This is a genomic window from uncultured Nitrospira sp. (genome assembly GCA_902500695.1).
GTDB lineage: Bacteria > Nitrospirota > Nitrospiria > Nitrospirales > UBA8639 > Nitrospira_E.
Map to the genome: position 1 here is coordinate 1 of CABVRQ010000046.1, position 25,877 is coordinate 25,877.

Below are 25,877 nucleotides of genomic sequence, written 5' to 3' on the forward strand. Positions count from 1 at the left end.
CCAACTGATTCAGGGCGTCAATAATTTTCTTGTCCCGGGTTTGCCAATCAAAAGGTGTTTGATAATAGGAGGAGCGGGACAGGCCCACCGCCGGACAACTGCGGACCACCGAGAGGCCATGCGTCTCTCGCATCGTCGTGACCGCCGCCCGTTTGTCGGACGGCGTTAGAACTTTTTTTCGAGCAAATCCTTTAAAGCTTAATTCTCGAGGGCCAGGTCCGCATACAGCCGTTTGAGCTTTGCGAGTTCGCTCTCGGTTTCCTTGAGCCGCTTGAGATCCGAAACCTCCAGCCCACCATATTTAGCTTTCCAGTTGTAGTAGGTGCCATCGCTGATGCCATGGTGCCGACACAGGTCTTTGACTTTGACTCCAGCATCGGCTTGTTTCAAGATGGCAAAAATCTGCGTTTCGCTGAATCCACTCGTTTTCATGAGAACCTCCTGGATGAATTTTGCCAGAAAGCTCTACTTTTCGCCTGTCCATATTTTGGGGAAGCTTACATAGGTATCGGTGGGCCTAATGAGCAACCTACTCAAAAAGGAGAGTGGTCCCAATGAACCGATCAAAAGAAAGGAGGCATATTTCCTGAAGTTTCCCATCGTGATAATGGGAAGGTCCAGCAGTTCGCGACCGGGGCAACGAAAGTCAAGCTCAAGCGTTAAAAAACTCTCATAACCAACAAGACCGTGGGCAAGCAGGCCAAGATAAAACTGGTTTGATTCATTTGATGGTGAAGATTTTTGGCAGCGAGCGGATCAAGGGTCCAACAACTTTTTAATTCTGAACCGTCACCTGTGTATCCGATGCTAAGCTTCAGCGCCAAAGGATTTATAAAATATAAATCCAATATTACGTGTATGGGAGAGAGGCGTTAAGCGTTACGTATGATCAGGTCGATTTAAAGGGAGGATTCATTCGACTCCGGGCTGAGGATACCAAAACCCGAGAGGGGCGCACGATTCCCTTAAATTTTTCGATGGAGTTATGGGACATTTTCAAGAATCTGCACAAGGTTCATTCCCTCCATAGCTCTCGGGTGTTCTTACGGAAGGGGCATCCTATTCGATGTATGCGGGAGGCATTCAAGACCGCATGTCAGGATTCTGGCATTCAGAGATTTAGTTTTCATGATTTCCGGCATACGACGATCAGCAATAAGCGACGGGCAGAGATGGATCATGTGACCATTATGCGCATTTCCGGGAATAAAACGATGCCCTGATTTACCTGGTCCAATAGCTTCCCAGAGCCTGACCTCTAGGCTGCGGCCCACCAATTTAACACCTATCTAACACTAGCCCATCAGACCTCTTCTCAGGCCCTTCCCGATCCAAGGGAGAAACTTGCCTCAAGTTGTTGATTTAATTGGTGCCGGAGACCGGGGTCGAACCGGTACGAGCTGGTAAGCCCGAGGGATTTTAAGTCCCTTGCGTCTGCCTATTCCGCCACTCCGGCATCGCACAGAATGGCGACGAGACTGTACCACTCCTTAAAAATCGGTGCAAGATTTTCAAACAGAAACATCGGCATGAGGATAACCCATGCATCCGCTAGTCTTTTTCCTTCTTTCCCTTTGTTTGGATGACGGATGTACAGGTCAAAAAACAAGAGGATGCGAGTGTTTCGCATCCTCTTGTTCGAAAACCGTTGTGGGTCCTAGGGGAGCCGAATCTTTAATTGACTCGAACAAGCATATGATTCCGCCGATTCTCCTGAAAACAATCTTCACTGTCGCTTTGACAAAATGGGCGTTCTTTGCCGTAGGAGACAATCTTAATCCGGTCCGGTTGCACACCCAGATTCACTAAATATGCCCGTGCTGCATCGGCCCTTTTTTGCCCTAACACCAAATTATAATCCTGAGTCCCCCTTTGGTCGCAGTGCCCCTCAATCGTCAAAGCCTTTCCAGGATTCGCTTGTAACCATTGCGCCCCTTCTTCAAGAAACTCGGCGGCGTTGCTAGAAATACTCCAACTGTCAAAGGCAAAGTAAATGTCTTGCACCGGACCATGGTGGATCCCCATGGAACCACTAAAATTTGACTCAAATATCGAGCCATTAGTATCGGTTCTCCCAATTCCCACTGAGGCCCGCCCTTGCTGGCCATGGCCAATGGCAATGCTCGAATCGGGATCGACATACTCAGGAGAAGGACCGCCATGTTCCTTCCTATACGTTTCGGCCCAGTTCGCAGGATTCACACCTCCTTGTGAAGAGCCATCATTGGAAACCCCGGACTCTGACGGATCCCCATAAAATTCGCGGCTATTTTTACCATTTCCCAGATAGGCATTTGCCCAAGCTTCTGGATCAGGATTTTGACTCGACGCCATTCCATTTTCAAATCCAGAAACAGGTCCATGATTAGGACCCGATCCATCTACACCAGGATATTGATGACCATAGTTTGAGCCACCTTGACCAAATGTTCGTTCTGCTCCCCTCATCCCTTCAGGATTCGAATTAGGATCTGCCCCATTGACTATATCTTGAGAATTCGAACCATTCGAATGCTGAGAGGGCTTGACTCCATTGACCAATCCGCCATTTCTTCCTCTTCCCTCAACTGATCCATTTGTCTGGCCCATGATCCTATTGGTGCCGACGGCACTTTCACCTTCACTTGAAGCCATCCCATCCCCTTGCGAGTTGGCCCCAGATCGAACCGAATGGCTACTACATCCCGAAACCATAAGGACCCCCAGCGTGACAACGACAAATAAGGTGCTACGTTTTGGACTAACCCACATGAGATCCTCCTGGTGCAATGGTGACTATTCGTATTATGAGATAAAGGGGAAGATTTCTCTTTCATCTCCAATACGGAATGGCCTCTGAAAAATGACCGACAAAATTGTCTTTATTCTTCCGCGATAGATATGTGTAAATCCTTTTCGGTAGTTCTGGAGAAAAGTTAAGGCTGGCCCACAACATACGGAAAAAGGTCCCCTTGAGCATCATACCGTTAGGACCAGGTATCATTATTCGACGTCAACAACAGGCATGAAATGGGAGTAAACCTTCCGTCGCTCGTTTTCAAGGAGTAATAGAGGCATAAATATCCCCGGTCCAGTTGAACCGGGGAATAGGAGCACATCCTGAAAGAATGACAGGGGAAAAAGCAGGAATTGAGAAATTCGGGGTTAGGGCTTTGAGGCTGAAGCCGGCAATATCTCCGATTGATACCAGGCCCAAAATTTCGCGACTCCTTCAGGCACAGATGTTTGAGGATTATATCCCAAAAGCTTGCGGGTCTTGGAAATGTCAGCAAAGGTGTAGGCAATATCGGCATCTAACATGGGTGCCGGAACTAGCTGCGCCGCACGTCCTGCTAATTGCTCAATGCCTTTCACAAAGTCGACAAGGAGGACGGGTTCACCTCGTCCAAGATTCAGGATTTCATAACCCATAGGACGATCAACCGCCGCGACAAGGCCACTGACGATATCTTCGACATACGTCCAATCTCGATGCATGTTCCCATTGTTATAGAGAGGGACTTCACAGCCAGTAAATATATTATCCAATACTTTATAGGCCATCATATCTGGGCGACCACGTGGGCCATACACGGTAAAAAATCGAAATACGGTGCAATCCAAACCATACAAGTGGTGATAGGTATAACCTAGCAATTCACTTGCTCGCTTACTCGCCGCATACGGGGCAAGCGGCTTATCACACGAATCCTCCGGAACAAAGGGAATCGTCTTGGTATTGCCATACACAGAAGAGGTTGATGCAAACACAAACGTCGGAGAAGTTGAGCGTTTGGCCTGTGAACCAATCCGCCCCACACACGCATCCAATAATGCCATCGTTCCCATCACATTGACATCGTAATATAGCCCAGGATCATCGATGGACACCCGAACTCCCGCCATCGCTGCTAAATGGACGACAGCGTCAAAACGATGATCAGAAAAAAGGTTTGCAACCAACTCTCGATCGCGAATGTCGCCTTTGAGAAACTGAAATGTGCCAGGCCATTGTCCAGTTTTAGCATGCTCGGTCACCTCTCGAAGGTTTTTTTCTTTACGCAAAGGATCATAGTAGTCATTGAGATTATCGAGTCCAATTACTTGATCTCCTCGTTTGATCAATGCTTCCACTGCATGGCTTCCAATAAACCCCGCAGCACCGGTTACTAGTATCGTTTTACCCACGGACACTCCTTTATGTTTCCTAAAAGATTCATATTTAGCACATCACTTTCTCCCTGGCTTTCAGATTGAAAGATATCTGTATGAATTTCCTTCGGCAACTATCCTGTCATGCTTGATAAAAAAGGATAATCGTCGGTTGAGCATCTCAAACCCTCGCTCAACTGATTAATTCCAATTAGACTTTCGTCAAAATAATGGGTCACTACAGCATTTACTTGAGGGACCTCAGCTCCATTGCTACAATGCAGAATGCTATACCCTTTTATCTGTGGGATCGTAAAAGATCCCGAAACCCTAGAGATCATCGACATAGGAACCGGGAAAGATTTCGAAGCCGAAGTCGTAGTCTACAATTGCGATTGCCATACCTACCAACAAGTCGTCAGCCTTTTTTGTCAGGTGATTCCCCGGATGAACCCGAAAAAAGCCTTTGAATTAGCCTGGCAGATTGATCACCACGGAAGTGCAATCGTCTATCAGGGGGACATTAAGGACGCTGATATAATTGGAAAGCAGTTGGCAGCAGGTGGATTGAGAGTTGAAGTCCGCTACTGAATTCTGACACCACACGACGGAGTTGCCCTATCTAAGAACATTATTTTTTCTTCACCCTGGCCGGTCTCACAGACAAGGTGGATTTCGTAGGCTTGGCCTTAGCGACTGGAGCACCTTTTTTACTTTTTCCAAGTTTGGGAGCAGTTTGTACAGATTTTCCTGCAGATGGCTTGGCCCCTTTAATCTTTCCAATTTTCTTGGTGGGCCCTCCCGACATCATTTTTGACTCTTGCTGTAGGTTGGCGGCTAACGGAAGAGAAGTCATCTCTGATGGAGAGGATTTGGATATTTTACCCAATTTCTTCCCGCCCTTCCCCAAGCCTTTCCCCGAAGATCCTGTTGGTGTGGGCAATGGAAAAGTTGGCAACTTCTTTTTTTTCAGGGCGTCTCCTGAAAAAACCCGAACTTGATACAATTCGAATAACGATTCAACCGCCTTTTGATCCCCTTTCCGTGCAAGCGTGAGAAGGCGACGGCGTTGATTCATTTCTTCTTCTTCCGTATGGGAAGTGACTCGCCGTTCCATGCTCAACTCCTTTCCTTGTCCCGATATCAAACTTTCTAACATTCCACTGCAGGCGATAGCTTACACTAAAAACCAGAACATTGGCAATATTCCCTAATGAACTTTTCTAGGATTTTTGAAGTAATTTTTTTATCAACAAAAAATGTATTTGGAGAGTGCTCAAGCTGATCATTCTAGGAATTAGTACGAGATGCCAGGTTACAAAATCACGGTCATGGACAATAGCATTGGCTTGATTTTTTCGTGATTGAATTCGGTGGCCTTTTTCGCCTCGAAAAAGAGGTGCCAATTATTCTGAGTTGGCTTCTCATGTGAGGACGTAGGTTGACATGGTTGGAATCTAATCACCAGAGAATAAATTCCAAACGAATCGTTCCTCTGAAAGACGAAACCACTAAAAATATTAGTTCAACGCTTCCTGCCCTGGACAATCGATGATTGATTGACAGGCCAAAGAACCCACCGATATAGTGTTTTGACTTTTCCCATTGAATTTTCAATGAAATTTTCATTTCGGCAAGCCCTGCTCATTCTTATCCAAAGGCTATTTTGATGACCCAACACACCACCCCCTATGACATTGAACAAATTGGATATACCGTTGTGAGATTTAATAGTTCGGGAATTTTTGAAACACACAAAGATCACATGGTGGACCCCTATGCGGAAACACGACATCCTAAAGGCCCGCAGGTAGAGGGAATCCAATTCGCACCCCAAGAGGCCAATAAAATATTACCGGCTATGGTTCTCCTGCATGATCGCTATGGACTCACGTCCCATATTCAGGAATTAGCAAAAAACCTCTCCTGCCAAGGGTACGTGGTCTTAGTTCCCAATTTGTATGGAAGACAGGGTGGGATGGTGACGGCCAATGCCGAAGTCGCCGAGGCCTTGATGGACCGAGTCAATGAACAACAGGCCTTGCAAGACATCAACGCCAGCTTTGAATTTCTCAACGCTAACCTGACCGAGGATATTAATTTGGAAAGAACCACCCGCAATGCGCATGCTGTGATCGGGTTTGGAATGGGTGGATCCCTGGCAATCAAAACTGCTGCGCATCGACGTCGCCTTCAGGCTGCAGTGGCCATCTGTGGCACTCTGCCAACCGACCCGGAATTGGCTCAACGTTTGTACTGCCCCCTGCTGCTCCAGACACCTGGGAAAAGCGTACTCAATTCAGCAGAAGAACGTGACAAGTTTTGTCAAACTGCCAAACAGGCCGGAAAAACAGTAGAAGTCAAACCTTATCCTGAAGCCTCTGATGAATTCTGGCAGAGTAACACTCCGGCCTACCGGGCGTCTGATCTGGAAAAAACACTGCAAACCTCAATAGACTTCATTAACAGGATCATCCACAAAACCCCATAGACCCCAAAATGATTGTCGAAAAACTGCCCTGAGAGTGTTCATCACTTCATCCCCCACCATCGCGAACTCAAGGTTTAAGGTTTGAGGAATATCATAATGTGCCATGCCAATCGAAATAGATGCTCGATCTTCCGTCTTATTGGTATGCAAATTTTGATTTTCTGGTCCCTTTCCCCTGCCTTTGCCAATCAGGAATCAACTGGACTCCCCTGGTCCTTCCTTAAAGAGCACCATACACAAATTCTTCAGCTTGCCTCAGATGACGAGGCCTTGGCCTTCTTCAAATCCACAACCACTGCAGGGGCAGCGGACTCACGCATTCACATGAAATTACAACCGGTACCTACCCAGTTGAACCTCCCAGCAGAGATCGAGGAGGCCATCACCATCTATTTGAAATCTCTGGCTACCACCAGTCATGCGCAAATATTTCGGGAAGTTCTTGTTAAGCCAAAAACAGGCATTCCACCACTTTCCGACATCATCCCCGGCGATGCGCAACTGCAATGGATCACGAAACACTCCCCCCTTCAAGCTTTGAAACCTGTCATTGATGGCTACCAACAAGTATCGGCTTGGTCTCACACGATGACTTCTCACCCACTTCCCCCTGGCGAAGAATTTGCCAAATTTGCCTCATATTACGACCAAACTTATCAGGAATGGGATGATAGTCCCCAATCCTGGACGAGTATTTTCACACAGCACGGCCAACAAGGAATCGAGGATAGATTACTCGAGTATTGGCAAACCTCCACTCACATGGCCAATCAGCACCAATCCGCCCAACCCATTCGTGATGCCTTTACTCAGCATTATATTGAAACCCGGCTCCTCCCCATGTTTAGAATGACCCTCCTCACAAAAACCAGCGAGTTGGAGGCCACCGCGTATAGGACAGCATGGGAAGCCTGGCAAAATATTCAGCAGTGGCAACAACTGGAACAAACCAATGTTGACAGCACCCGGCTGTGTGGTACCTGGCGATGGATCGTGCATAACCACCAAAACCATGGCGATCGTAAAATGACTGTCACCTTTTCACCCCCGGACCAATCCTCGCCGTCTCAAATCGCACCGACCACCATTGAAATTCACGGGGATACGGTCTATCTCAAATGGACCTTTCCCCAAGGAGTTCAGGAAGATAGTTTGCTGCTCAGCAACAATGACACTCATTTGGAAGGCACTTTCAAAAACTCCCTAGGTCCTCATGGTAGTATTTCCGGTAAACGTCTGTCGGCTTGCCAACCCTAACCTTTCTCCCCGGTTCGACTCTCCTTCATCTCTCTTCCCCATTCTCCGAAAAGGTGTAAAATACCTTAAGGAGGGAAAAGAGGATGATTGCGCATGATTCGTTAGAATCTGACATCCGGCGCTTTGGACAAACATTAGCCGAATACGCTCATCATCATACACCGGGATTTTGGGATCATCGGTGGTGGACCTCACTTCTTCTAGATTGGGGAACTCGTGATGAACAGTTCAAAGTGCAACTGTTTCGCTTTATTGACGTCCTTCCCTCCCTTCAGACCGACGCACAATTTGTGCGTATCCTAAAGGAATACTTTCAAGATCTGCCGTCTCTCCCTGGTCCCCTGCAGTGGCTCCTGCATCGGTTTTCAAACAATTCCCTTACGGCCCATGTGGGAACACGGATATTGCGGCGCCAGTTTTTGAAAATGGCCTACACGTTTATGGCAGGGGAAACCGTCAGTCACGCTGTCCCCACGCTCACTCAACTTTGGCATGCAGGAAGTGCATGTTCGCTTGATTTGCTTGGAGAATCCACGGTCAGTGAAGAGGAGGCCGACCATTATCACACGCGATGCCTTCAGACATTGACCCAATTACATGAGGTTATCCCACAATGGAACCATCAACCTCTATTAGAAACCGATCATCTCGGTTCCCTCCCCAGGATCAATCTGTCCATCAAACTCTCCGCCTTATATTCGCAATTAGACCCGATTGATCCTGTGGGCAGTTACGCAGGAGTTGCCCCTCGTCTACGATCGATCCTGGACCTGGCGCAGGCCCTGCCTGCTTCTATTACGTTTGATATGGAACAGGCCGAATTGGAGCCGCTCATTCTTACGGTATTTATGCGTTTATTTTCTGAACCTGCCTACCAACACTTTCCGCATGCCAGCATCGCCATACAAGCCTACCTCAAGCACACGAACCACACGCTGGATACTCTTCTAGCATGGGGAAAACAGCGAAACACTCCCTTCGGTATTCGCCTCGTTAAGGGCGCCTACTGGGACTCTGAAGTAATTCGCTATCAACAACAAGGTTGGCCCATCCCGGTCTACTTGAAAAAAACCGACACCGATGCGAACTACGAACACCTCGCTCACCGAATTCTTGAACACCGAGCCTTCATTCGCCCGGCCTTTGGCTCGCACAATATTCGAACCTTAGCCGTAGTCCAGGCGATGGGCGACTCACTCAATCTCCCGCCGGGAACGTTTGAATATCAGATGTTATATGGCATGGCCGAACCTTTACGTGATGCGGTGGTGCAACAGGGATTTCGGCTCAGGGTCTATGCTCCAATTGGGGAACTCCTTCCCGGCATGGCCTATCTCGTGCGTCGGTTATTGGAAAATACCTCGAATGAAAGCTTCATTCGACGCCAATATGAAACTGCCGAGTCACTAGAGCATCTGCTATTGTCACCCTCGAACGCTAACAGGAATGGAGAGGAGACGATGTCTCTGGAACGTCAGTCTGAAGCCACTTTACTTGATGGAGACAATCCTGACAGGTTCTCCAACGAACCACATTCTGATTTTTCTCAACAGGTCGTTCAACGAGATTTTTCTCTAGCCCTCGCGCACATCGCTCCCCTCCTGGGACAAATCCATTTTTATCCGGTTCCGACCCCCATGCCCTGGCTTGGACCAGAACTGATCTCGACAAATCCCAGTTTTCCTGACCAAATCATTGCTAGATTTCCAACTCTGTCCCCTGACCAGATTGATTCCATTGTCCAACTCGCCCACAACCATATGGGTACCTGGGGAAAAGTCTCTCCGCAGGCCCGCGCACGGATTTTATTTCATGCAGCCGGGCTGATGGGACAACGCAGATCGGAATTAGCCGCGTGGGAAATCTTGGAAACTGGAAAGCCCTGGCGGGAAGCCGATGCCGACGTCGCTGAAGCCATCGATTTCCTAGAATTTTATGGACGGGAAATGATTCGTCTAGGCACTCCGCAGCGACTGGGAACAGAGCCAGGGGAATACAATCAACGGATCTTCCAACCACGAGGATTGGCCGTGGTGATTGCGCCGTGGAATTTTTCGTTAGCCATTCCAACCGGTCTTGTCTCGGCAGCCTTAGTCAGCGGAAATGTTGTCCTGTTTAAACCCTCCGAGCGCTCACCGATGATGGGGTATCACCTCTTCACGCTACTCATGGAAGCTGGTTTACCTGAAGGGGTCTTACAATTTCTACCCGGTGGACCGGACGTGGGACAGGCCCTCGTCAAGCACCCCAAAGTCCACCTCATCGCCTTTACAGGGTCACAAACCGTCGGATTGAGTATTATGCAAGAGGCCAGTCACGTCTCGGTTGGACAACGACATATCAAACATGTCATTGCAGAAATGGGCGGAAAAAATGCGATCATTGTTGATGAAACGGCCGATTTAGATGAAGCAGTGATTGGGGTCTTAGCCAGTGCAACCGGCTACCAAGGACAAAAGTGCTCCGCCTGTTCCAGAATCCTTGTCCTCCACGACGTGTACCCCCTATTTCTTGAACGGCTCAAACAGGCGGCTTCAAGCATTCCAATTGGTCCACCGGAACACCCTGGAAACCGGATGGGACCATTGATTGATCGACGGGCACTGGAACGAGTCCGGCACTTTGTGCAACTTGGGAAAACAGATGGCAACTGCATCCTCGATCGCCAGATTGAGGGACCTGGGTACTTTCAGGGTCCGGTGATACTGACAGATCTACCACCTTCCCATCCTGTCGTTCAGGAAGAAATATTTGGGCCGGTCATGGTTGTGCTGAAGGTCTCCACAATTTCGGAAGCCCTGGAATTAGCCAATGATTCCCCCTATGCCCTTACCGGAGGAATATACTCACGCAGTCCTGCCAATATTCAACTGGCTCGTGACACATTTGATGTGGGAAATTTGTATATCAACCGACCGATTACCGGATCATTGGTGAACCGGCAACCATTTGGAGGGCATCGATTATCAGGAATCGGCCGGAAGGCCGGAGGAAGCGGGTATCTTGAGCAATTCATGGTGGAAAAGGTGATTACGGAAAACACGCTTCGCCGTGGCTTCGCTCCGACCCAATAATGCCACTTCAGATGCGACAGTCACCTTTTCTAATTCCTCAATCACTTCGACCATCCGTTCATTCTGACTTCGAACGGAAGGAATGGTTTGGCGTTCAATATATTTAAGCAATCCCACTCCACGAGCAAACCAGGCCGTCATCGTATCTGTTCCCTGGATTGTCTCACCACTTTCAGACAAATGCACCTTCATGATCATTTTGGCTTCAAGGCGAATGGCTTCCGGATAGGTGCCGGCCGGTACTATCACGGTCTCTTGGCCTTGAACGGAGACAGTTGCCATAATATCTACCGTTTCTTTTTCCCCATCACGATCCACATCCATGCCAAAATCCAACCCGGTCCGTTGAAATTGCTCAAAAGAGCTGGGTACCTCTAAGGGAAATCGCACGATTTGATAGGGTACCAGTTGGCGCTCCAACGTGGTGCCTGGCTTCGACCCATAATACCGGATCCCTGCAATATCACGGCGATAATAACTATCCGACGGACCTTGATTGCCAGGATTGGTATCGTTGAAAACCGTGACCTCCACTCCCTCTAAGATTTCTGTCCCGGTCACTTTTGAGACATTCGTAAACCGCGTATCCTCATTTTTAATCTGGACCATGCCCCCTTCGATCATCGTTCCCTTATACACCCATTCATTTCCCACCTGATCAGGAAAATATTCATGGCTTTTATCAACCACAAACTTCGTGGAATCAGCGGAATGGACCATGCCGGGCATGCACAACAAGGAAAAACCAAGGCAAACCAATGCCCCAGTTGTGTAGGAAGTTCCAAACAATGTAAAGGAAATATTCATAGGCAGAAAGTGATGTGAACCTACCACAGGATCATCAAAACCGGCAAGATACCAAGCAAGGATCACCGATCCAGGTCCCATTCCCCCTGAAAATGCCGCCTTTTGGGTTGACAGACTATTTCAAGGATTGACAATCTCTCCGCCCTATGCAGACTAAGAACCAAGGAGACGGAATGGAAATCAATACAAAACGACACCAAGTCAGTCATATACCTACCCCTTATCTCATTATCTTCATGTTTCAACGCTGCATGGTAGTGACACGCGTAACTCCCCAGATACGCATGAACCCCACCACCAATCAACAGCCGGCAAGATGAACACCCGTTCGAACATCATGGTGTTTGGAGGATCGGGAATTATTGGTGGAGCCATTGCGACGGTTTTCGGACACCAGGGCTGGAGAGTCGGCATTCATTACCATCAACATCAAACCACTGCAAATGAAACTGCGGCGGCGATCAAGAAAGCTGGAGGAGAAAGTCATCTATATCAAGCCGACGTCTCAAACAGCTCACAAATTCAGGCCATTCTGCAGGAATTCATACAGTCCCATCACTTTCTGAACGTATTGGTGTGGGCGGTTGGTGTGGACCCTTCGAAGCTCTTACTCAAAACCTCCCCTGAGGACTGGACCCGCACCCTTCACACGAACTTGACCGGTGCCTATACTGTGCTCAAAGCCATCGCCCCCATCTTTGAACACCAAAATGATGGGTCCGTGATTTTTGTAGGCTCTCTTTCCGCTGAACAAGGAGTGGCAGGGCAGGCCGCTTATGCGGCTTCTAAGGCAGGACTGACTGGGTTGATGCAGACAGTGGCAAAAGAATGGGGAGCCTTCAATATACGAGTAAATATGGTGTTCCCAGGATGGCACCTCTCACCATTGTCAGAACCGGGATGGCAGTCGGCAATGAAGACCGCCAACCATACTCTCCACAGGCCTTCTTCCTTAAAATATGTGGCTACTACTGTCTATCACATGGCCTTGTCGCCTGACACGTCTGGACAAATATGGAACCTGGACAGCCGGATTTGGTGAGCCTATTTACACTCGAGCATCCCCCTGACCATGAATGCTCAATCTGACCATCTCGCCATATTCATGACCGCAACTGACACCGGAGTCGGAAAAACAACCGTCACGGCCGCTCTGGTTCTGGCGTTGCAAAAAAAAGGGCATCGAGTGGGGGTCATGAAGCCGGTAGAAACCGGCCTCGATCTTCAACAGCCAGAGACTTCCGACACAGGTCGTCTTCAGAGTCTGCTCTCCCCTCCTCCTCCCTTCGCGTCAGTCTGCCTTTATGCCTTTCCTCAGCCCATTGCCCCGTTAGCTTGCGCGCGCGCAACTGGAACAACCATTGATGTGGCGGGGATTGCCACCGCCTTTCATGTCGTCAGGCAACAGCACTCCGTATGTTTCGTGGAAGGTGCAGGAGGGGTATTTACTCCACTCTCATCAACACACACCATACGAGACCTGATCGTGTCACTGGATCTTCCTGCTATCGTGGTCAGCAGGACAAGCCTTGGAAGCGTGAACCATTTGCTCCTGACTTTGGAAGCACTGCACAGTGCCGGAATAAAGCCGTGCGGAATCGTCCTGAATGATCCCCTGCCCTCTACCCAAAACAAGTGTTTCATTCAGCAGCGTACCTCCACGATTGGTCTGATTCAGGAATGGTCGAGAGTGCGGGTATTTGGCCCCTTGGAATATCAAGAAACCGTGCAGACGGACTGGCGAAGGGGAATCGAAAACTTAGCCAACCATCATGAAATTCAACGATTGGCCAACCATCTTATTGAAAATGAGCCATAAACCGCGCCAAGACTTTGGGGCGATCAATGGCATTGAGTATGGCCGAAGCGACCGCTACGCCATTGGCACCTGCCGATTGGAGTGCCGGAACCGATTCGGAAACAATACCACCAATGGCAATGATGGGAAGGGGGGTCAGGTTTCGAACACCAGCCAGTCCTTCAATACCAACAACGGGCTCATGATTCGCTTTGGTTTTTGTCGTAAAGATGGGGCCAAATCCTAAATAATCCGCACCTTCTTCCGTGGCTAATCGCACCTGTTCAGGATTATGTGTCGAAACGCCAATCAACATTTTCTGTCCGACGACTTTCCGTGCAAGACGTAGGGGAAGGTCGGCCTGACCAAGATGCACACCATCAGCTTCGAGAGCCAACGCCAAATCACATCGATCATTTACAATAAACGTCATGTCCCTTTCTGCCGCCACACTTCGCAGGGCCCGGCCGGCCTCATACGCCTGTTTCATCGATCCGGTTTTATTGCGATATTGCACAAGCTTAACCCCCGCTTCGCCAGCCTGTTGCACGACCTCCGCCAATATACATCGCGAAGCCCAGCTTTCATCAACAATGAGATAGAATCGAGAAAAAATAGCGGGAGGGAAAATCCGGGAAGCAGGAACTGCGTTCATGGGGACTGTAAAGCAACAAGCCGGTCCAAAAATCGAGTGGACACGGGGCCCTTCTGGAAATCAGGATGATCAAGAATCCGTCGATGGAGAGGAATACTGGTTTTAATTCCGTCAATCACAAATTCATCCAACGCCCGTCTGGTACGAGCCATGGCTTCATCTCGATCTCGCCCAAAGGCAATAAGCTTCGCAATCATCGAGTCATAATACGGATGGACAATACCGGTTGTATCCATGGCCGTATCAACGCGTATCCCTGGTCCGCCGGGTGGACAGAATTTTGTGATGGTACCGGGGCTAGGAGTAAATCGATCCGGACATTCGGCATTGATTCGGCATTCGATGGCATGCCCGGTCAATTGAATATCTTTTTGTCGATAGGACAGTTCCTCCCCGGCGGCAATACGAATTTGCTCCTTAATCAGGTCGACTCCCGTCACCATTTCGGTGACCGGATGCTCAACTTGAATACGCGTGTTGACTTCCATGAAATAAAACTTTCCACTTTGATCCATGAGGAACTCAACGGTTCCGGCATTTCGATACTTCACGGACTTGATGGCCTCAACTGCAACCTGACCCATTTTGCGTCGTAACGAATCGTCCAACGCCGGAGAGGGGGATTCCTCCAACACCTTTTGATAACGACGCTGTATGGAGCAATCTCGTTCATGAAAATGCACAACATGCCCATGGTTATCCGCCATAATCTGAAACTCAATGTGCCGTGGATCTTCAAAAAAACGCTCGAGATACACACCACCATGCCCAAAGGCTGTTTGCGCTTCTAATTGAGCGGATTCGATCGCCTGGGTCAACTCTTCTTCATGCCAGACCACCCGCATCCCTCGCCCCCCGCCACCGGCCGATGCTTTCACAATAACCGGAAACCCAAGCTTTTTGGCAATAGCAACACAGGTTTTTGGATCGTCAATTTCACCATCGCTCCCGGGCAACACGGGGATTCCCCGCTTTTTCATGTGGGCCCTGGCTTTTGATTTATCGCTGAGTAGGGCAATATGCTCAGAAGTTGGTCCAATAAAGGTAATCCCAATCGACTCGCATACCTCGGCAAAATGGGCATTTTCGGCTAAAAACCCGTACCCTGGGTGAATCGCATCCACTCCGGTGATTTCCGCAGCACTCAAGACATTCGGGATATTTCTATAACTCAACCCCCCTTCGGCAGGCCCGACGCACACATGTTCGTCTGCGTAACGGACATGGAGTGATTGAGCATCAACATCTGAATGAATCGCGACGGTGCGAATACCCAACTCCCGGCACGCTCGATTCACCCGCAGAGCAATTTCTCCACGATTGGCAATAAGAATTTTTTTAAACACGTCGTATCCTTAAAATAAAACAACTGCAGGAAGCCATCCTAATCATCAAGAGCAACGGTAACTCTCCAAATCACTCTCAGGACAACCCAGTTTTCAAGATCCCGACAAGGGATCAATTAAATAGAGCGGCTGGCCGAACTCAACCGGAGTCGTACTTTCCACGAGAATTTTTACGACTTTGCCATCGGTTTCTGCCTCAATTTCATTCATCAGTTTCATGGCTTCGACAATGCAAAGCACCTGCCCTTTTTTGATGAGATCACCTTCTTCGACATAGGGATCAGTATCAGGAGAAGGAGAACGATAAAAAGTCCCCACAATGGGCGAGGTCACAGTCAAGAAATGTGCGGGCTCGGCAGAGAGGATGGGAACCGGCCTTTCCAAGGGAGAACCAGTGTCCACTGTCTTTGATCCGTCCACCTGGTGGGAAGAAACAGCCGGCACATGATCCCGTCTAATGCGTATTCGCACACCTTTTTTTTCGAATTCCAACTCGGTCAGGTGGTGCCGGTTTAACACTTCGACAAGGTCTTCGATTTCTCTTCTGGATGAATCAGCCATAATCTCCTATTTCGTGTATTTCTGGAGGACAGGGATCCCGAATTACCGAACCCGTTCTACATAGCTGCGCGTCCTCGTATCAATTTTAATAACTTCTCCGGTTACCAGGTAGAGAGGCACTTTCACAGAGGCCCCGGTCTCGACAACCGCCAACTTGGTCCCACCGGATGCCGTATCTCCTCGGATCCCGGGATCAGTTTCCACGACTTTCAACTCCATAAAGACGGGCAACTCTACCGCAATCGGCTCATCATGATACAACAAAATTTTGACGACGGTGTTTTCCTTGAGCAAATCAACGTTTTCGCCCAATTGGTTTTTAAGATAAGTAAACTGCTCAAAACTACTAATATCCATAAAGGCATATTCTTCGCCAGCATTATAGAGAAACTGCATGTCGCATTCCTCAAGATTGGGTTCGTCAAATTTTTCTCCAGAACGAAATGTGCGATCAATGACATTCCCCGTTTTATAGCCCTTCAGTTTTGTTCGAACAAAGGCTCCGCCTTTTCCGGGTTTTACATGTTGAAATTCCACAATATAATAGGGTTGCCCATCCAGCTCTAAGCGCGACCCATTTCGAAAATCTGCAGTCGTTATCACAGCATCAAACTCCTCATTCAATAAACGTGAACAGAAATGTTAGCAGTGTACTGGGATGGTCCGCTGAAGCACATCAACCAGCGCTCTCAGTCCAAGCAGGTAACTTTGTGGTCCAAACCCAGAAATTTGCCCAAGTGAAACCGGGGCAAGGTAAGACCGCCGGCGAAAACTTTCCCGGCGATGGATATTTGATAAATGGACTTCGACCATAGGAATTCCCACGCCCACAATCGCATCTCGGAGGGCTATACTGGTGTGGGTATAGGCAGCAGGGTTAAACACCAGCCCTTCAAATCGTGCCTTGGCCTCCTGGATCCAGGTAATTAATTCCCCTTCCACATTGGATTGCCGGCTTTCGACTGAGACACCTAACTCTTTCCCTAAATTTTTCAGTGAAATATCCACCTCGTCCAAGGTGATGGTTCCGTAGATGGTCGGCTCACGAGTTCCAAGTAAATTCAGATTAGGCCCATGTAAAATCAGGATATTCACTAGGTATTTTCCTTCAATAAATTATGTTGGCGAGGAGGCAGAATATCTAGGACACGGGCATCATTGGACTGGTGGAGTCTGGGAAAGACAGAATCGGTGAAATTCTAGCAGCGACAGACGAATGGGTCAACGGAATTTGACGTACTTCTCAGGGTAAGCAACCTCCGGCACGATCCAGGAGAACCCGTCTCAGCTCCACCATTGCCCATGTGTCCCGGCCACAATATTCATGTAATGCCTGAGCGATGTGAGCACGCTCCATTAGGTCTGTTTCATGAAAAACCATTTTCTGGTACATGACGGCAGCCACGGCCCCATTCTGGATGGTTAAATCATCGTAGGCCAAGGCAGGCACCAAAGCTGGCAAGACGGTTTTAATGGAGTAGGATCCGTGAAAGTCCGGATGATAATAATGTTGCTGAATGACCGAAAGGAGATCCCACAACCGGCGAACCACCTTCGATAGGATGGGCTTCAACTGAGGCAGCACATCTCCCAGCGCAAAAAGCAGAAAACGTTCATATTCCGAATAGACACAAATGGTCCCGGCTTCTCCCACGCTCTCCAACAGGCTCAAAGCCACTTCTTCTCGAGGGTCCCGGCCGTCAGTGCACAAATAATGATGATGGACCACTGTGCCATCAGGGTATTCAATATGGTTTGACCACTGGAAGGGAATCGGCCGATAGGGACGAGTATGAGCAAACGCCGGGATCGCCGGCATAAACGTTTCAAAATCTAAATGATGAACCGGGAACCTGACTGATTGCAGACGAGGCCGAAGGAGAGGTGAGATCCATTCCACATTATCCTTCACACGTTGCTGAGTTGCGGACAATTGGATATGGCCTGGAATCTCATCAATGGTTTCAATCCCCTCCTCCAGGAAGAGCGTTTGCAATTTCGAGCTGCCAGGGAGATGAAACACCCAACGCTGAGGCTTCTCTTTCGTGCAATGGTTCCAGAAAGGGCATTCATACGGCTGATGGCAATGACTATCAGGGACAATGGAGGGTGGCGTCGCCTGCTCCAACGTCTTCCACATATCTTCAAGCTGTGCCTGAATCAATGCCCGACGCGCCTCCACTTCCTCGGTCTTATTTTCTAAGACAAACATTTCTCCTAAATTCAGATCTCCGCCAAGAAAAGAATACTGCGTATTCAGATGCATCAAAAAACACCCGCTGACTTCGATGCCGGCTCCCTCCAGGACTGCAGCTTGAATGGCCAGATCGTCCAGATGCGTGGCTTTCACTTTCGATGTCGCCTTCACTTCAATCAACCGCCAACGCCTGGCATCAATCCGCTCCAAGATGTCCACACGAACCAAAATGCCTTGCCACACAAACGCCCCTTCAAACAGAGACGGGATGCCTCCATCCTTCACGACCTCACTGGTCCGAAGAAGAGCTGCAGGAATTTGCCGGTGTGTTTGTTCAATCAGAACGCCGTGAGGAAAATATTGACGCGCAACGACGCCAACATCTGTGCCCATATCCATGATGGCCCGGCGATCCGGCGTAGGCGGGGTGGCTAATTCCGGCGAATGGATTTCCAAATACAACCGCTTGGCACATTGCAAACCCGCCAGGAAGCGGCTTTTGGATAAACGATGCGTTGATACAGATGGGGTTTGCTTTTCTAATCCTGTAACAGGAGGCATAGGAGAAATTGGATTCATGGGATTATGAGGTCCCACGGGAATAAAGAGGAATACCCCAATTTTAAAAAGTCATGGTTAAGCATCAGCACCCATCCATGATTTTGGCCTCTTTTGGATAAAAGCATACTGCTCAATTTTTTCCTCCCATGCAACATGTCTGCTATTCCATCCTCCCCGGTACATTTCACAGGAAAAATTCGAGTGGCTGACATATACCCCCATGCCCCGTGAAAAAACACCATCAATTCAGTTTTCAGTAACGATTCCTCTAAGGTTGCCAATGGCTTGCAAAGCATCCTAGCATCGCATAACTAGTTGTTTGTTAATGATTTTTACCATTCGACTCAACACAGATTCCATATAATTCCACATACAAAAAAATCTTCACCACATTCCTATTCCAAAAAGATCAGAAGGTGTTTTATCCACAAAAGCTGGGGAAGATTTCTGAATAACCCTGTTTATAACCCAACCAAATCCTCCTTATACACCTCTCTCAGCAAAACGCCTCAATAGCAGGCACTTTCTCTAAAGAGCATCGACATCACTTCAAGATTTCCATTCAAGTCGCAAAAATTTTTCTCATAATAATCGCATACCAACCGTATCGGCGAATTGGCGACCTTTCCGCGTTAACTGCACACATCTTTCAGTCGGAAGAAGATAATCCTCTTCCACCAATGTCCCATAAGATGCCGCCCAGGATTCGTCCTGAGATGCCCGATAAACCCAATCAATTGGCACCCCCGCAAGTAGACGCAACCCGAACACAATACGTTCTTTATCTTGCTGAGCCGGCGACAACAGTTCTCTGTTGGCAATCGGCAATTGCCCGGTCATCAAGTATTTCGAATAATGCTCGAGACTGGACACGTTTCCAAACCGGTTGTCCGAAACAAATGATTGGGCACTTGGACCTAATCCCAAATACTCCAACCCTCGCCAATATCGAAGATTATGCAGACAGGCAAATCCGGGCTTCGCCCAATTGGAAAGTTCATAGCGAGACCAATTCAGGGTCTCCAATTGAACTTCAGCCTGCTCCTGAAAACACGCCTCATGATCTGGGTCCATCACCTCAAATAACCCACGTCGAAATTCATTATAGAATCGAGTCCCTTTTTCAAGGGAAAGCGCATAACAGGACAGATGAGAAGGATCCAGCTCCAGCGCATAAGCCAGAGTCCTTTCCCATGACTGGATAGTTTGGTTAGGAATCCCGTAGATGAGGTCAAGATTAACATTGGAGAAACCAGCCTGTTTCGCGTTTTGAGCGTTGGCTTTAGCTTTCGCACTGGTCGCTGAAAGTCCCAACATCGTCCGTTCCTGTTGATCAAAAGATTGGATCCCTATACTTAAACGAGTCACGCCTGCTTGCTGAAGAAAATCAACATACTTGTCCGTAAGAGATTCCGGTGTCGCTTCGACCGTGATTTCACACTGTTCCGAGAGGGAAAACCTGGAGGTAATATTGGAAAAAATACGGGCCAACTGTTCAGGACGTAAAACCGTGGGAGTCCCACCCCCAACATAGACGGTTACGACAGTTCGTTCCCTCATTTCCGGTTGGCTAGCATACAGCACGATTTCTTGTTCAATGGCCTGAAGAAACTGTTCCACCCGTTGCTCTTCATGCAGGACGAGATAAAAAGCACAAAAATGACATCGTTTTATACAAAAAGGAACATGTAGATAAATCCCAAGATCAGCAGGGAGATCATCGTGTTCCCCTGATCGCTCACTCATCTGTTTCGTGACATTCATCTCATCTTGCATAACAACGACCTTTCACAATATTCCTCCCGAAAGCCATCGGCTAGAGGAAGATGAACCTGAATGGACGTGCAAAGCAGGGAACTAAACTTACCCATGAAGGGACAAATCCGCCAATCAAAGACCAACCTATTATTTCTCTTCATGATGCCGTTCACGATAGACAGGACATATCCCCTTTCGCTGAAGGAGACTGGTGACATCCGTAACCATTTTTCGATTGCCACACACATACACCGCCAGATGATCCACATCCGGAAACTCCTGAAGCAGATGCGTCACCCGTCCCGTCTTTCCCCTCCAATGATGAGCAGGTTTAGACAGGGTCAGATTAAAGGAAAAATTTTTATAGCAATCGGCCCACTTTTGCAACTCGTCCAAATAGTAGATATCCGACTCACTCCGAAGTCCCCACAGCAAAGTCATGGGCTGGGAACACGATTGCTCAAAGAGACTGGATAGCATAGACCATAAAGGCGCAATGCCGGTTCCCGTCCCAATAAATAACAGATCTCGTTCCGGGTCCTCATGAAGGTGAAAAGACCCGAAGGGCCCGGAGCATTCCAGTTCGTGACCAACTGAATATTCCAACACACACGCCGCACTGTTCCCATGCTCTCCGGCGTTAAAGAGTAACACGAGTTGATGAGAAGAACTGGGAAGTGAGGTAAGCGAATAGTATCTCAGGAACGAGAGGCCCGAAGCTCCATCAGGGATGTTCACGGCAATTGATTGGCCTGGAAGAAACTCTAAGCTCGGAATATCCACTAACTCCAAGATTAATTCTCGAACATCTTGAGTCAAATGCCGAACACAGAGAACCTTGGCCCGGAATCGTCTTGGGATCATGCCTAAGAATGTAGAGAATCTTGTTTGATCTGGCAAGAGCTTAGGATCGAGGTTTTTCCATTTCCACCAAGGGCTGAAGAGACCCTTCGTGGATCGAGCTAGGCTCTGAATTGAAAGAGGACAGCAACCATCCGGACAGGGCAACCAATACTGAGATGCTCCTCACGCTCCTCTTGACTCACTTGGGGAAATGTGGACTGGGGATGAAGAAGAATGTACGAGTTAATGAGATTCCTGAAAAAAAGGTGAGGATCTCACAGGTCAAGGGAACCGGCGAGATCCAATAAAAAGGCATAGATCATCGCGGTTTCCTCATAACGTTTAAAACGGCCTGAGGCTCCACTATGGCCTGCATCCATATTGGTTCTGAGCAAAAGGCGTTGATTGTCGGTCTTCAGCGCACGCAGTTTCGCAACCCATTTGGTCGGCTCCCAAAATTGCACTTGTGAATCGTGCAATCCTGAAGTCACTAAAAGGTGAGGATACGACTGGGGTTGAAGGTTATCGTAAGGCGAATAGGAAAGCATATACTCGTAAAACTGTTGTTGGTTCGGATCACCCCATTCATCATATTCACCTGTCGTCAATGGGATATTGGGATCTAACATCGTGGTCACCACATCCACAAAAGGTACCTGAGCCACCACACCGTGAAACAAATCAGGCCGCATATTCATAATCGCCCCCATCAACAAACCACCAGCGCTTCCACCAAGAGCGAATAATTTCTGAGGTGCAGCGTACCCTTGCTGAATAAGAAATTCGGCACAAGCGATAAAATCCGTAAAGGTGTTTTTCTTGTATAATAACTTGCCGTTTTCATACCATTGTCGGCCCAGTTCCTCCCCACCTCGAATGTGGGCTAACGCATAGACAAACCCGCGATCCAGCAAACTGAGACGGGGGGAGCTAAAACTTGCATCCATGCTCGCACCATAGGAACCATAGCCATACAACAACAGGGGATGCGTGCCATTCGGGGCAAAACCTTTTCGGTAGACCAGGGATATAGGAATAGAGGTACCATCTGATGCTGGAGCAAAAAGACGTTCCGTCTGGTAGTGGCTAATGTGAAAATTTCCGAGGACCGGCTCTTGTTTGAGAAGAATTTTTTCTCGTGTTTCCATGTGATAATCATAGATGGTCATGGGGGTGGTCATGGATGTATACCCAAATCGTAGATAAGGAGTATCGGCTTCTAAATTATCCCCCAAAGCTGCAAGGTAGGCCGGCTCTCCAAAATTCAGTTCATGTTCAGAGCCATCCTTGGTCCGAAGCATTCGAAGATGGATGAGACCCTGCCTCCGTTCTTCTAGCACTAGGAAATTCTCGAATAGCTCAAATCCTTCGAAAAACACCTCCAGCCGGTGAGGAATCACTTCCTCCCAGTGTATGGCGCTCGTGGTTTTTGTTTCAGTCCGCATCAAACGAAAGTTTTTGGCATCATCATTCGTTCGAATCCAGAAATGATGCCCCAGATGATCCACATCGTATTCATGCCCCCGTTTCCTTGCCTGCAATATCTGAAAATCGCTTTCCGGGTTATCCGCATTCAGATACCGGTACTCATTCGTTATGGATTGATGTGATCCAATCAACAAATACTGTTTGGATTTTGTTTTTTCGATAGAAACGGAAAAGGTTTCATCCGTTTCCTCATAAACCAACGTATCCAGCTTGGGATTCGTCCCTAACCGATGACGAAAAATCTGATTTGATCGCAAGGTTGCAGGGTCCTGTCTTGAATAAAAGAGTGTACGATTGTCATTGCCCCACTCCATATTTCCAGTCACCGAAGGAATACATTCATCAATCGTCTCGCCCGTTGTCAGATTTTTAAAGCCAATGGTATATATTCGCCGACCTTGCGTATCGATGGCATAAGCGAGAATATCTTGTCCAGAACTTACCGTCCAATTCCCCAATGAAAAATAATCATGCCCCCGAGCCAATTCATTGCCATCGACCATGATGAGTTCCGGATTCGCTAAGGATTTCTCTTTCCGGCAGTATAGGGCATATTCCTTTCCCTCTTCATAGCGAGTGTAATACCAAAAATCTCCCAGCCGAAACGGAACAGATAAATCCGTTGGCTGAATGCGGCCACTGATCTCTTCAAACAGGGTCTGCTCCAATTCTCTGGTATGGCTCCTCAACGTGGCGGCATACTCATTCTCAGCCTGCAAATAAGCCAAGACTTCAGGATTCTCACGATCTCTGAGCCAATAATACTCATCGGTTCGAACGTGACCGTGATGTTCTAACCGGTGCGGGACCCGTTTAGCACGAGGTGGAGTTGGCATCAAAGGACTAGAATGGGAGGAACGGGTCGTCATGAAATTCCCTTATCGTCAAAAATTGCAGATCGTTACGTTTCATCCAAACTTTTGGGGTTTTGTCGAACCCGCTTCACGCGAGTGCGAAGTTTCTTCTCTTCCAAACGCTTCTCACGCACTCGATTCGGCACTCGGGTCGGAACCCGGATCTTTACAGGGCGCAAGGCATCCTGCAGGATTTTCACAAACTTTTCCAATAAATCAGCGCGATTAGCTGATTGGGTTCGATGTCGTTGAGCCTGCAGCCTCAGAACCCCTTCTTGATTCATGCGTTGCCCAACCGCTTCGGTAATTCTTCGTTTTTGGTAGCCACTAAGGACGGACGTATGGTTGACATCAAACTCTAAAATGACCCGACTATTCACCTTATTAACATGTTGCCCACCAGGACCTGCGCTTCGAGCTGCTGAAAATCGCACGTCAGAATCAGGAATGGAAAGATGGGGAGTGATCACAATTGGCATACTGTTATCCGGTCAAAAACGAGTCTGTTCTTCTTCCATTGTGCCTACGTTAGAAATAATTTCCACATCACCGACCTGATGCCTCACGCTAAACCAGACGGCTTCCATCTCCCCTGCACTGAGTTTTTCCCCATGGGATGATGCCATACTTCAAATATCCCGGAAGATTAATTAGCAGGATAACCACCCTCGCAAAAAGAAAAGCAGGAACCTTAAGGTTCCTGCTTTTCTAAATCCTCTACTTTTTGGACCTCTACGTCAATCTTCTAGCATGCCACTGTATCCTGTACAATTTGAACTTCGCAACCAAAGCAGGTCACTGAATTTCAGCCAGCATGGCTTTGACATGCGACTCTTTGAGCTTTTTCAATGCCACAACCTCGATTTGACGAATCCGTTCACGAGTCACGGCCATGGACCGTCCCACCTGCTCTAAAGTCCAAGCTTCATCCACTCCAATCCCAAAACGCAAACGAATGACTTGTTGCTCCCGAACAGTCAAAACCTGAAAAATTTGATTTAGCCACTGTGCATTTGATTTACGGGACACTTCTTCGTCCGGAGACTGGCACGCCAAGTCAGGAATTAATTCTCCTAATTCAGTCTCTCCGTCCACAGAGGGAGCATCTAAGGAAATCGGCTCCTGAAAGGCTTCAATCGTTTCTTTCACCCTATCGCCGGTCATCTCCAGCCGTTGTCCAATTTCTTCAAACGTGGGTTCTCGATCAAATTGCTGCGCGAGGCGCTGCGCAGTTTTGGCAATTTTGGTAGATGCCTCATTCGTATGCACCGGTACACGAATCGTTCGGCTTTGATCAGCAACCGCTCGCGAAATGCCCTGGCGAATCCACCAGGTTGCATACGTACTGAATTTAAACCCACGGGTGTAATCAAAGCGTTCGGCCGCTTTCATCAGTCCAATATTCCCTTCTTGTACAAGGTCCAGAAAATTCATCCCTCGCCCTAAGTATCGCTTAGCGACATCCACTACCAGACGGAGATTCCGTTGCACTAAGGCATCTTTTGGTTCTTCAATATCCACTCGAACTTCACCAATCGAAAGACGAATTTTCGAAAACTGCAGACTGAGCTTTTGGCCTGCCTTGCCATTCATCGCTGAGAAAGCCTCGATATTGCTTAAACACTCCACGATGGATTCCACAACCGGAGCTGAATACCCATTTAATTCTGAAAATTTTGTCAATTCATCTTGAAACAATTTAACCTCTAGACCTTGACTCAGCCCATTGGTGAGCTCAAAAGCTTTCTGTAACAAAGATCGAAGATCGGCCGTACCCTGATATAGTCTGGTGGCCAATGTTAACTCCTCCCTGGCATTCAAAAGCGGGCGTGAGCGAAACCCCCGGAAATACATGGATTCTAAATTTACGGACCCAGGCTCAGCAATGGATTTGGAGCTCTCCTCCTGATCCATATCCAAACCTGCCTGCCTTGAGGAATTTCGATAACTTAGAGGAGCCCGTTTTTTAGGTCGGGCCTTATCTAAGGACGGTGCGTGATTTTTCTGCGTTTCGCTGAATTGTGGACTCCTTTGAAGTGTGATCATGAATTCCCCC

The 25,877-nt window shown here is 48.2% G+C and carries 24 protein-coding genes, 1 tRNA gene and 1 pseudogene; 7 read left to right on the forward strand and 19 right to left on the reverse strand.

Annotated elements, in window-relative coordinates:
- Positions 1 to 432: pseudogene (locus AAH187_RS12215) on the reverse strand (transposase); the annotation flags it as partial.
- A gap of 422 nt (positions 433 to 854) precedes the next feature.
- Between AAH187_RS12215 and AAH187_RS12220 the strand changes: the two are divergent.
- A complete protein-coding gene (locus AAH187_RS12220) occupies positions 855 to 1,223 on the forward strand; it encodes a tyrosine-type recombinase/integrase (RefSeq protein WP_342348740.1) in 369 nt (122 codons plus the stop codon).
- Positions 1,224 to 1,367: 144 nt separating this feature from the next.
- Here the strand turns inward: AAH187_RS12220 and AAH187_RS12225 are convergent.
- From AAH187_RS12225 to AAH187_RS12240, 4 genes are all read right to left on the reverse strand, one after another.
- A tRNA-Leu gene (locus AAH187_RS12225) sits at positions 1,368 to 1,456 on the reverse strand.
- Positions 1,439 to 1,630, reverse strand: coding sequence for a hypothetical protein (locus AAH187_RS12230; protein WP_342348741.1), 192 nt, complete (start codon positions 1,628 to 1,630; stop codon positions 1,439 to 1,441). Before AAH187_RS12230 ends, AAH187_RS12225 begins: the two co-directional genes overlap by 18 nt.
- Before the next feature lie 44 nt (positions 1,631 to 1,674).
- Positions 1,675 to 2,751, reverse strand: a complete 1,077-nt coding sequence (locus AAH187_RS12235) for an OmpA family protein (protein WP_342348742.1) — start codon at positions 2,749 to 2,751, stop codon at positions 1,675 to 1,677.
- A gap of 393 nt (positions 2,752 to 3,144) precedes the next feature.
- Positions 3,145 to 4,167, reverse strand: a complete 1,023-nt coding sequence (locus AAH187_RS12240; RefSeq protein ID WP_342348743.1) for a GDP-mannose 4,6-dehydratase — start codon at positions 4,165 to 4,167, stop codon at positions 3,145 to 3,147.
- 249 nt (positions 4,168 to 4,416) lie between these two features.
- Between AAH187_RS12240 and AAH187_RS12245 the strand changes: the two genes are divergently transcribed.
- Positions 4,417 to 4,722 (forward strand): ATP-dependent Clp protease adaptor ClpS, encoded by a 306-nt coding sequence (locus tag AAH187_RS12245; protein WP_342348744.1) that lies wholly within the window; start codon positions 4,417 to 4,419, stop codon positions 4,720 to 4,722.
- A 40-nt stretch (positions 4,723 to 4,762) separates the two neighbouring features.
- Here the strand turns inward: AAH187_RS12245 and AAH187_RS12250 are convergent, their stop codons facing one another.
- On the reverse strand, positions 4,763 to 5,248 hold the full coding sequence (locus AAH187_RS12250; protein WP_342348745.1) for a hypothetical protein: 486 nt from the start codon (positions 5,246 to 5,248) through the stop codon (positions 4,763 to 4,765).
- Between the two features lie 552 nt (positions 5,249 to 5,800).
- Between AAH187_RS12250 and AAH187_RS12255 the strand changes: the two genes are divergently transcribed.
- The 3 genes from AAH187_RS12255 (at position 5,801) to AAH187_RS12265 (ending at position 10,953) form a co-directional block, all read left to right on the forward strand.
- The gene (locus tag AAH187_RS12255) at positions 5,801 to 6,622 is read left to right on the forward strand and encodes a dienelactone hydrolase family protein (RefSeq protein ID WP_342348746.1); all 822 of its coding nucleotides are present in this window, start codon (positions 5,801 to 5,803) and stop codon (positions 6,620 to 6,622) included.
- Between the two features lie 153 nt (positions 6,623 to 6,775).
- Positions 6,776 to 7,879: a hypothetical protein gene (locus tag AAH187_RS12260; RefSeq protein WP_342348747.1), complete on the forward strand. Its 1,104-nt coding sequence runs from the start codon at positions 6,776 to 6,778 to the stop codon at positions 7,877 to 7,879.
- Positions 7,880 to 7,962: 83 nt separating this feature from the next.
- Entirely contained in the window at positions 7,963 to 10,953 is a 2,991-nt protein-coding gene (locus tag AAH187_RS12265; RefSeq protein WP_342348748.1) for a proline dehydrogenase family protein, read from the forward strand.
- Here the strand turns inward: AAH187_RS12265 and AAH187_RS12270 are convergent.
- The gene (locus tag AAH187_RS12270) at positions 10,846 to 11,841 is read right to left on the reverse strand and encodes a hypothetical protein (protein ID WP_342348749.1); all 996 of its coding nucleotides are present in this window, start codon (positions 11,839 to 11,841) and stop codon (positions 10,846 to 10,848) included. The two genes, AAH187_RS12265 and AAH187_RS12270, sit on opposite strands and share 108 nt — an antisense overlap.
- Before the next feature lie 235 nt (positions 11,842 to 12,076).
- On the opposite strand from AAH187_RS12270, the gene AAH187_RS12275 reads away from it, so the two are divergent.
- The gene (locus tag AAH187_RS12275) at positions 12,077 to 12,802 is read left to right on the forward strand and encodes an SDR family NAD(P)-dependent oxidoreductase (RefSeq protein WP_342348750.1); all 726 of its coding nucleotides are present in this window, start codon (positions 12,077 to 12,079) and stop codon (positions 12,800 to 12,802) included.
- Between the two features lie 30 nt (positions 12,803 to 12,832).
- The gene (gene bioD / locus AAH187_RS12280; RefSeq protein WP_342348751.1) at positions 12,833 to 13,579 is read left to right on the forward strand and encodes a dethiobiotin synthase; all 747 of its coding nucleotides are present in this window, start codon (positions 12,833 to 12,835) and stop codon (positions 13,577 to 13,579) included.
- Here bioD and thiE read toward each other — a convergent pair.
- From thiE to AAH187_RS12340, 12 genes are all read right to left on the reverse strand, one after another.
- Positions 13,560 to 14,213 (reverse strand): thiamine phosphate synthase, encoded by a 654-nt coding sequence (gene thiE, locus AAH187_RS12285; protein WP_342348752.1) that lies wholly within the window; start codon positions 14,211 to 14,213, stop codon positions 13,560 to 13,562. The two genes, bioD and thiE, sit on opposite strands and share 20 nt — an antisense overlap.
- Entirely contained in the window at positions 14,210 to 15,559 is a 1,350-nt protein-coding gene (gene accC, locus AAH187_RS12290; protein ID WP_342348753.1) for an acetyl-CoA carboxylase biotin carboxylase subunit, read from the reverse strand. Before accC ends, thiE begins: the two co-directional genes overlap by 4 nt.
- 93 nt (positions 15,560 to 15,652) lie before the next feature.
- Positions 15,653 to 16,120, reverse strand: coding sequence for an acetyl-CoA carboxylase biotin carboxyl carrier protein (gene accB / locus AAH187_RS12295; RefSeq protein ID WP_342348754.1), 468 nt, complete (start codon positions 16,118 to 16,120; stop codon positions 15,653 to 15,655).
- A 42-nt stretch (positions 16,121 to 16,162) separates the two neighbouring features.
- On the reverse strand, positions 16,163 to 16,723 hold the full coding sequence (gene efp / locus AAH187_RS12300; RefSeq protein ID WP_342348755.1) for an elongation factor P: 561 nt from the start codon (positions 16,721 to 16,723) through the stop codon (positions 16,163 to 16,165).
- 39 nt (positions 16,724 to 16,762) lie between these two features.
- Complete coding sequence (aroQ, locus tag AAH187_RS12305) at positions 16,763 to 17,215, reverse strand: type II 3-dehydroquinate dehydratase (protein ID WP_342348756.1); 453 nt, start codon at positions 17,213 to 17,215, stop codon at positions 16,763 to 16,765.
- A 148-nt stretch (positions 17,216 to 17,363) separates the two neighbouring features.
- Positions 17,364 to 18,878 carry a DUF2779 domain-containing protein gene (locus tag AAH187_RS12310; protein WP_342348757.1) on the reverse strand — a complete coding sequence of 505 codons (1,515 nt, stop codon included), beginning with the start codon at positions 18,876 to 18,878 and terminating at the stop codon, positions 17,364 to 17,366.
- A gap of 582 nt (positions 18,879 to 19,460) precedes the next feature.
- Positions 19,461 to 20,654 (reverse strand): radical SAM family heme chaperone HemW, encoded by a 1,194-nt coding sequence (gene hemW, locus AAH187_RS12315; protein ID WP_342348758.1) that lies wholly within the window; start codon positions 20,652 to 20,654, stop codon positions 19,461 to 19,463.
- A gap of 129 nt (positions 20,655 to 20,783) precedes the next feature.
- Entirely contained in the window at positions 20,784 to 21,500 is a 717-nt protein-coding gene (locus AAH187_RS12320; RefSeq protein WP_342348759.1) for an FAD-binding oxidoreductase, read from the reverse strand.
- Positions 21,501 to 21,754: 254 nt separating this feature from the next.
- The gene (locus tag AAH187_RS12325) at positions 21,755 to 23,836 is read right to left on the reverse strand and encodes a S9 family peptidase (RefSeq protein WP_342348760.1); all 2,082 of its coding nucleotides are present in this window, start codon (positions 23,834 to 23,836) and stop codon (positions 21,755 to 21,757) included.
- A gap of 32 nt (positions 23,837 to 23,868) precedes the next feature.
- Positions 23,869 to 24,300, reverse strand: a complete 432-nt coding sequence (gene arfB / locus AAH187_RS12330) for an alternative ribosome rescue aminoacyl-tRNA hydrolase ArfB (protein ID WP_342348761.1) — start codon at positions 24,298 to 24,300, stop codon at positions 23,869 to 23,871.
- Between the two features lie 12 nt (positions 24,301 to 24,312).
- Complete coding sequence (locus tag AAH187_RS12335) at positions 24,313 to 24,447, reverse strand: hypothetical protein (protein WP_342348762.1); 135 nt, start codon at positions 24,445 to 24,447, stop codon at positions 24,313 to 24,315.
- A gap of 169 nt (positions 24,448 to 24,616) precedes the next feature.
- On the reverse strand, positions 24,617 to 25,867 hold the full coding sequence (locus tag AAH187_RS12340) for a sigma-70 family RNA polymerase sigma factor (protein WP_342348763.1): 1,251 nt from the start codon (positions 25,865 to 25,867) through the stop codon (positions 24,617 to 24,619).
- Positions 25,868 to 25,877: the final 10 nt, after the last annotated feature.

Excerpts from the sequence above, each read along its gene's own strand:
- AAH187_RS12230 (WP_342348741.1), bottom strand. The coding sequence starts at position 1,630 with ATGCGAAACACTCGCATCCTCTTGTTTTTTGACCTGTACATCCGTCAT.
- AAH187_RS12235 (WP_342348742.1), bottom strand. The coding sequence starts at position 2,751 with ATGTGGGTTAGTCCAAAACGTAGCACCTTATTTGTCGTTGTCACGCTG.
- AAH187_RS12245 (WP_342348744.1), top strand. The coding sequence starts at position 4,417 with ATGCTATACCCTTTTATCTGTGGGATCGTAAAAGATCCCGAAACCCTA.
- AAH187_RS12250 (WP_342348745.1), bottom strand. The coding sequence starts at position 5,248 with ATGGAACGGCGAGTCACTTCCCATACGGAAGAAGAAGAAATGAATCAA.
- AAH187_RS12255 (WP_342348746.1), top strand. The coding sequence starts at position 5,801 with ATGACCCAACACACCACCCCCTATGACATTGAACAAATTGGATATACC.
- AAH187_RS12265 (WP_342348748.1), top strand. The coding sequence starts at position 7,963 with ATGATTGCGCATGATTCGTTAGAATCTGACATCCGGCGCTTTGGACAA.
- AAH187_RS12270 (WP_342348749.1), bottom strand. The coding sequence starts at position 11,841 with ATGGGACCTGGATCGGTGATCCTTGCTTGGTATCTTGCCGGTTTTGAT.
- AAH187_RS12275 (WP_342348750.1), top strand. The coding sequence starts at position 12,077 with ATGAACACCCGTTCGAACATCATGGTGTTTGGAGGATCGGGAATTATT.
- bioD (WP_342348751.1), top strand. The coding sequence starts at position 12,833 with ATGAATGCTCAATCTGACCATCTCGCCATATTCATGACCGCAACTGAC.
- thiE (WP_342348752.1), bottom strand. The coding sequence starts at position 14,213 with ATGAACGCAGTTCCTGCTTCCCGGATTTTCCCTCCCGCTATTTTTTCT.
- accB (WP_342348754.1), bottom strand. The coding sequence starts at position 16,120 with ATGGCTGATTCATCCAGAAGAGAAATCGAAGACCTTGTCGAAGTGTTA.
- AAH187_RS12310 (WP_342348757.1), bottom strand. The coding sequence starts at position 18,878 with ATGCCTCCTGTTACAGGATTAGAAAAGCAAACCCCATCTGTATCAACG.
- hemW (WP_342348758.1), bottom strand. The coding sequence starts at position 20,654 with ATGCAAGATGAGATGAATGTCACGAAACAGATGAGTGAGCGATCAGGG.
- AAH187_RS12320 (WP_342348759.1), bottom strand. The coding sequence starts at position 21,500 with ATGATCCCAAGACGATTCCGGGCCAAGGTTCTCTGTGTTCGGCATTTG.
- AAH187_RS12325 (WP_342348760.1), bottom strand. The coding sequence starts at position 23,836 with ATGACGACCCGTTCCTCCCATTCTAGTCCTTTGATGCCAACTCCACCT.
- arfB (WP_342348761.1), bottom strand. The coding sequence starts at position 24,300 with ATGCCAATTGTGATCACTCCCCATCTTTCCATTCCTGATTCTGACGTG.
- AAH187_RS12335 (WP_342348762.1), bottom strand. The coding sequence starts at position 24,447 with ATGGCATCATCCCATGGGGAAAAACTCAGTGCAGGGGAGATGGAAGCC.
- AAH187_RS12340 (WP_342348763.1), bottom strand. The coding sequence starts at position 25,867 with ATGATCACACTTCAAAGGAGTCCACAATTCAGCGAAACGCAGAAAAAT.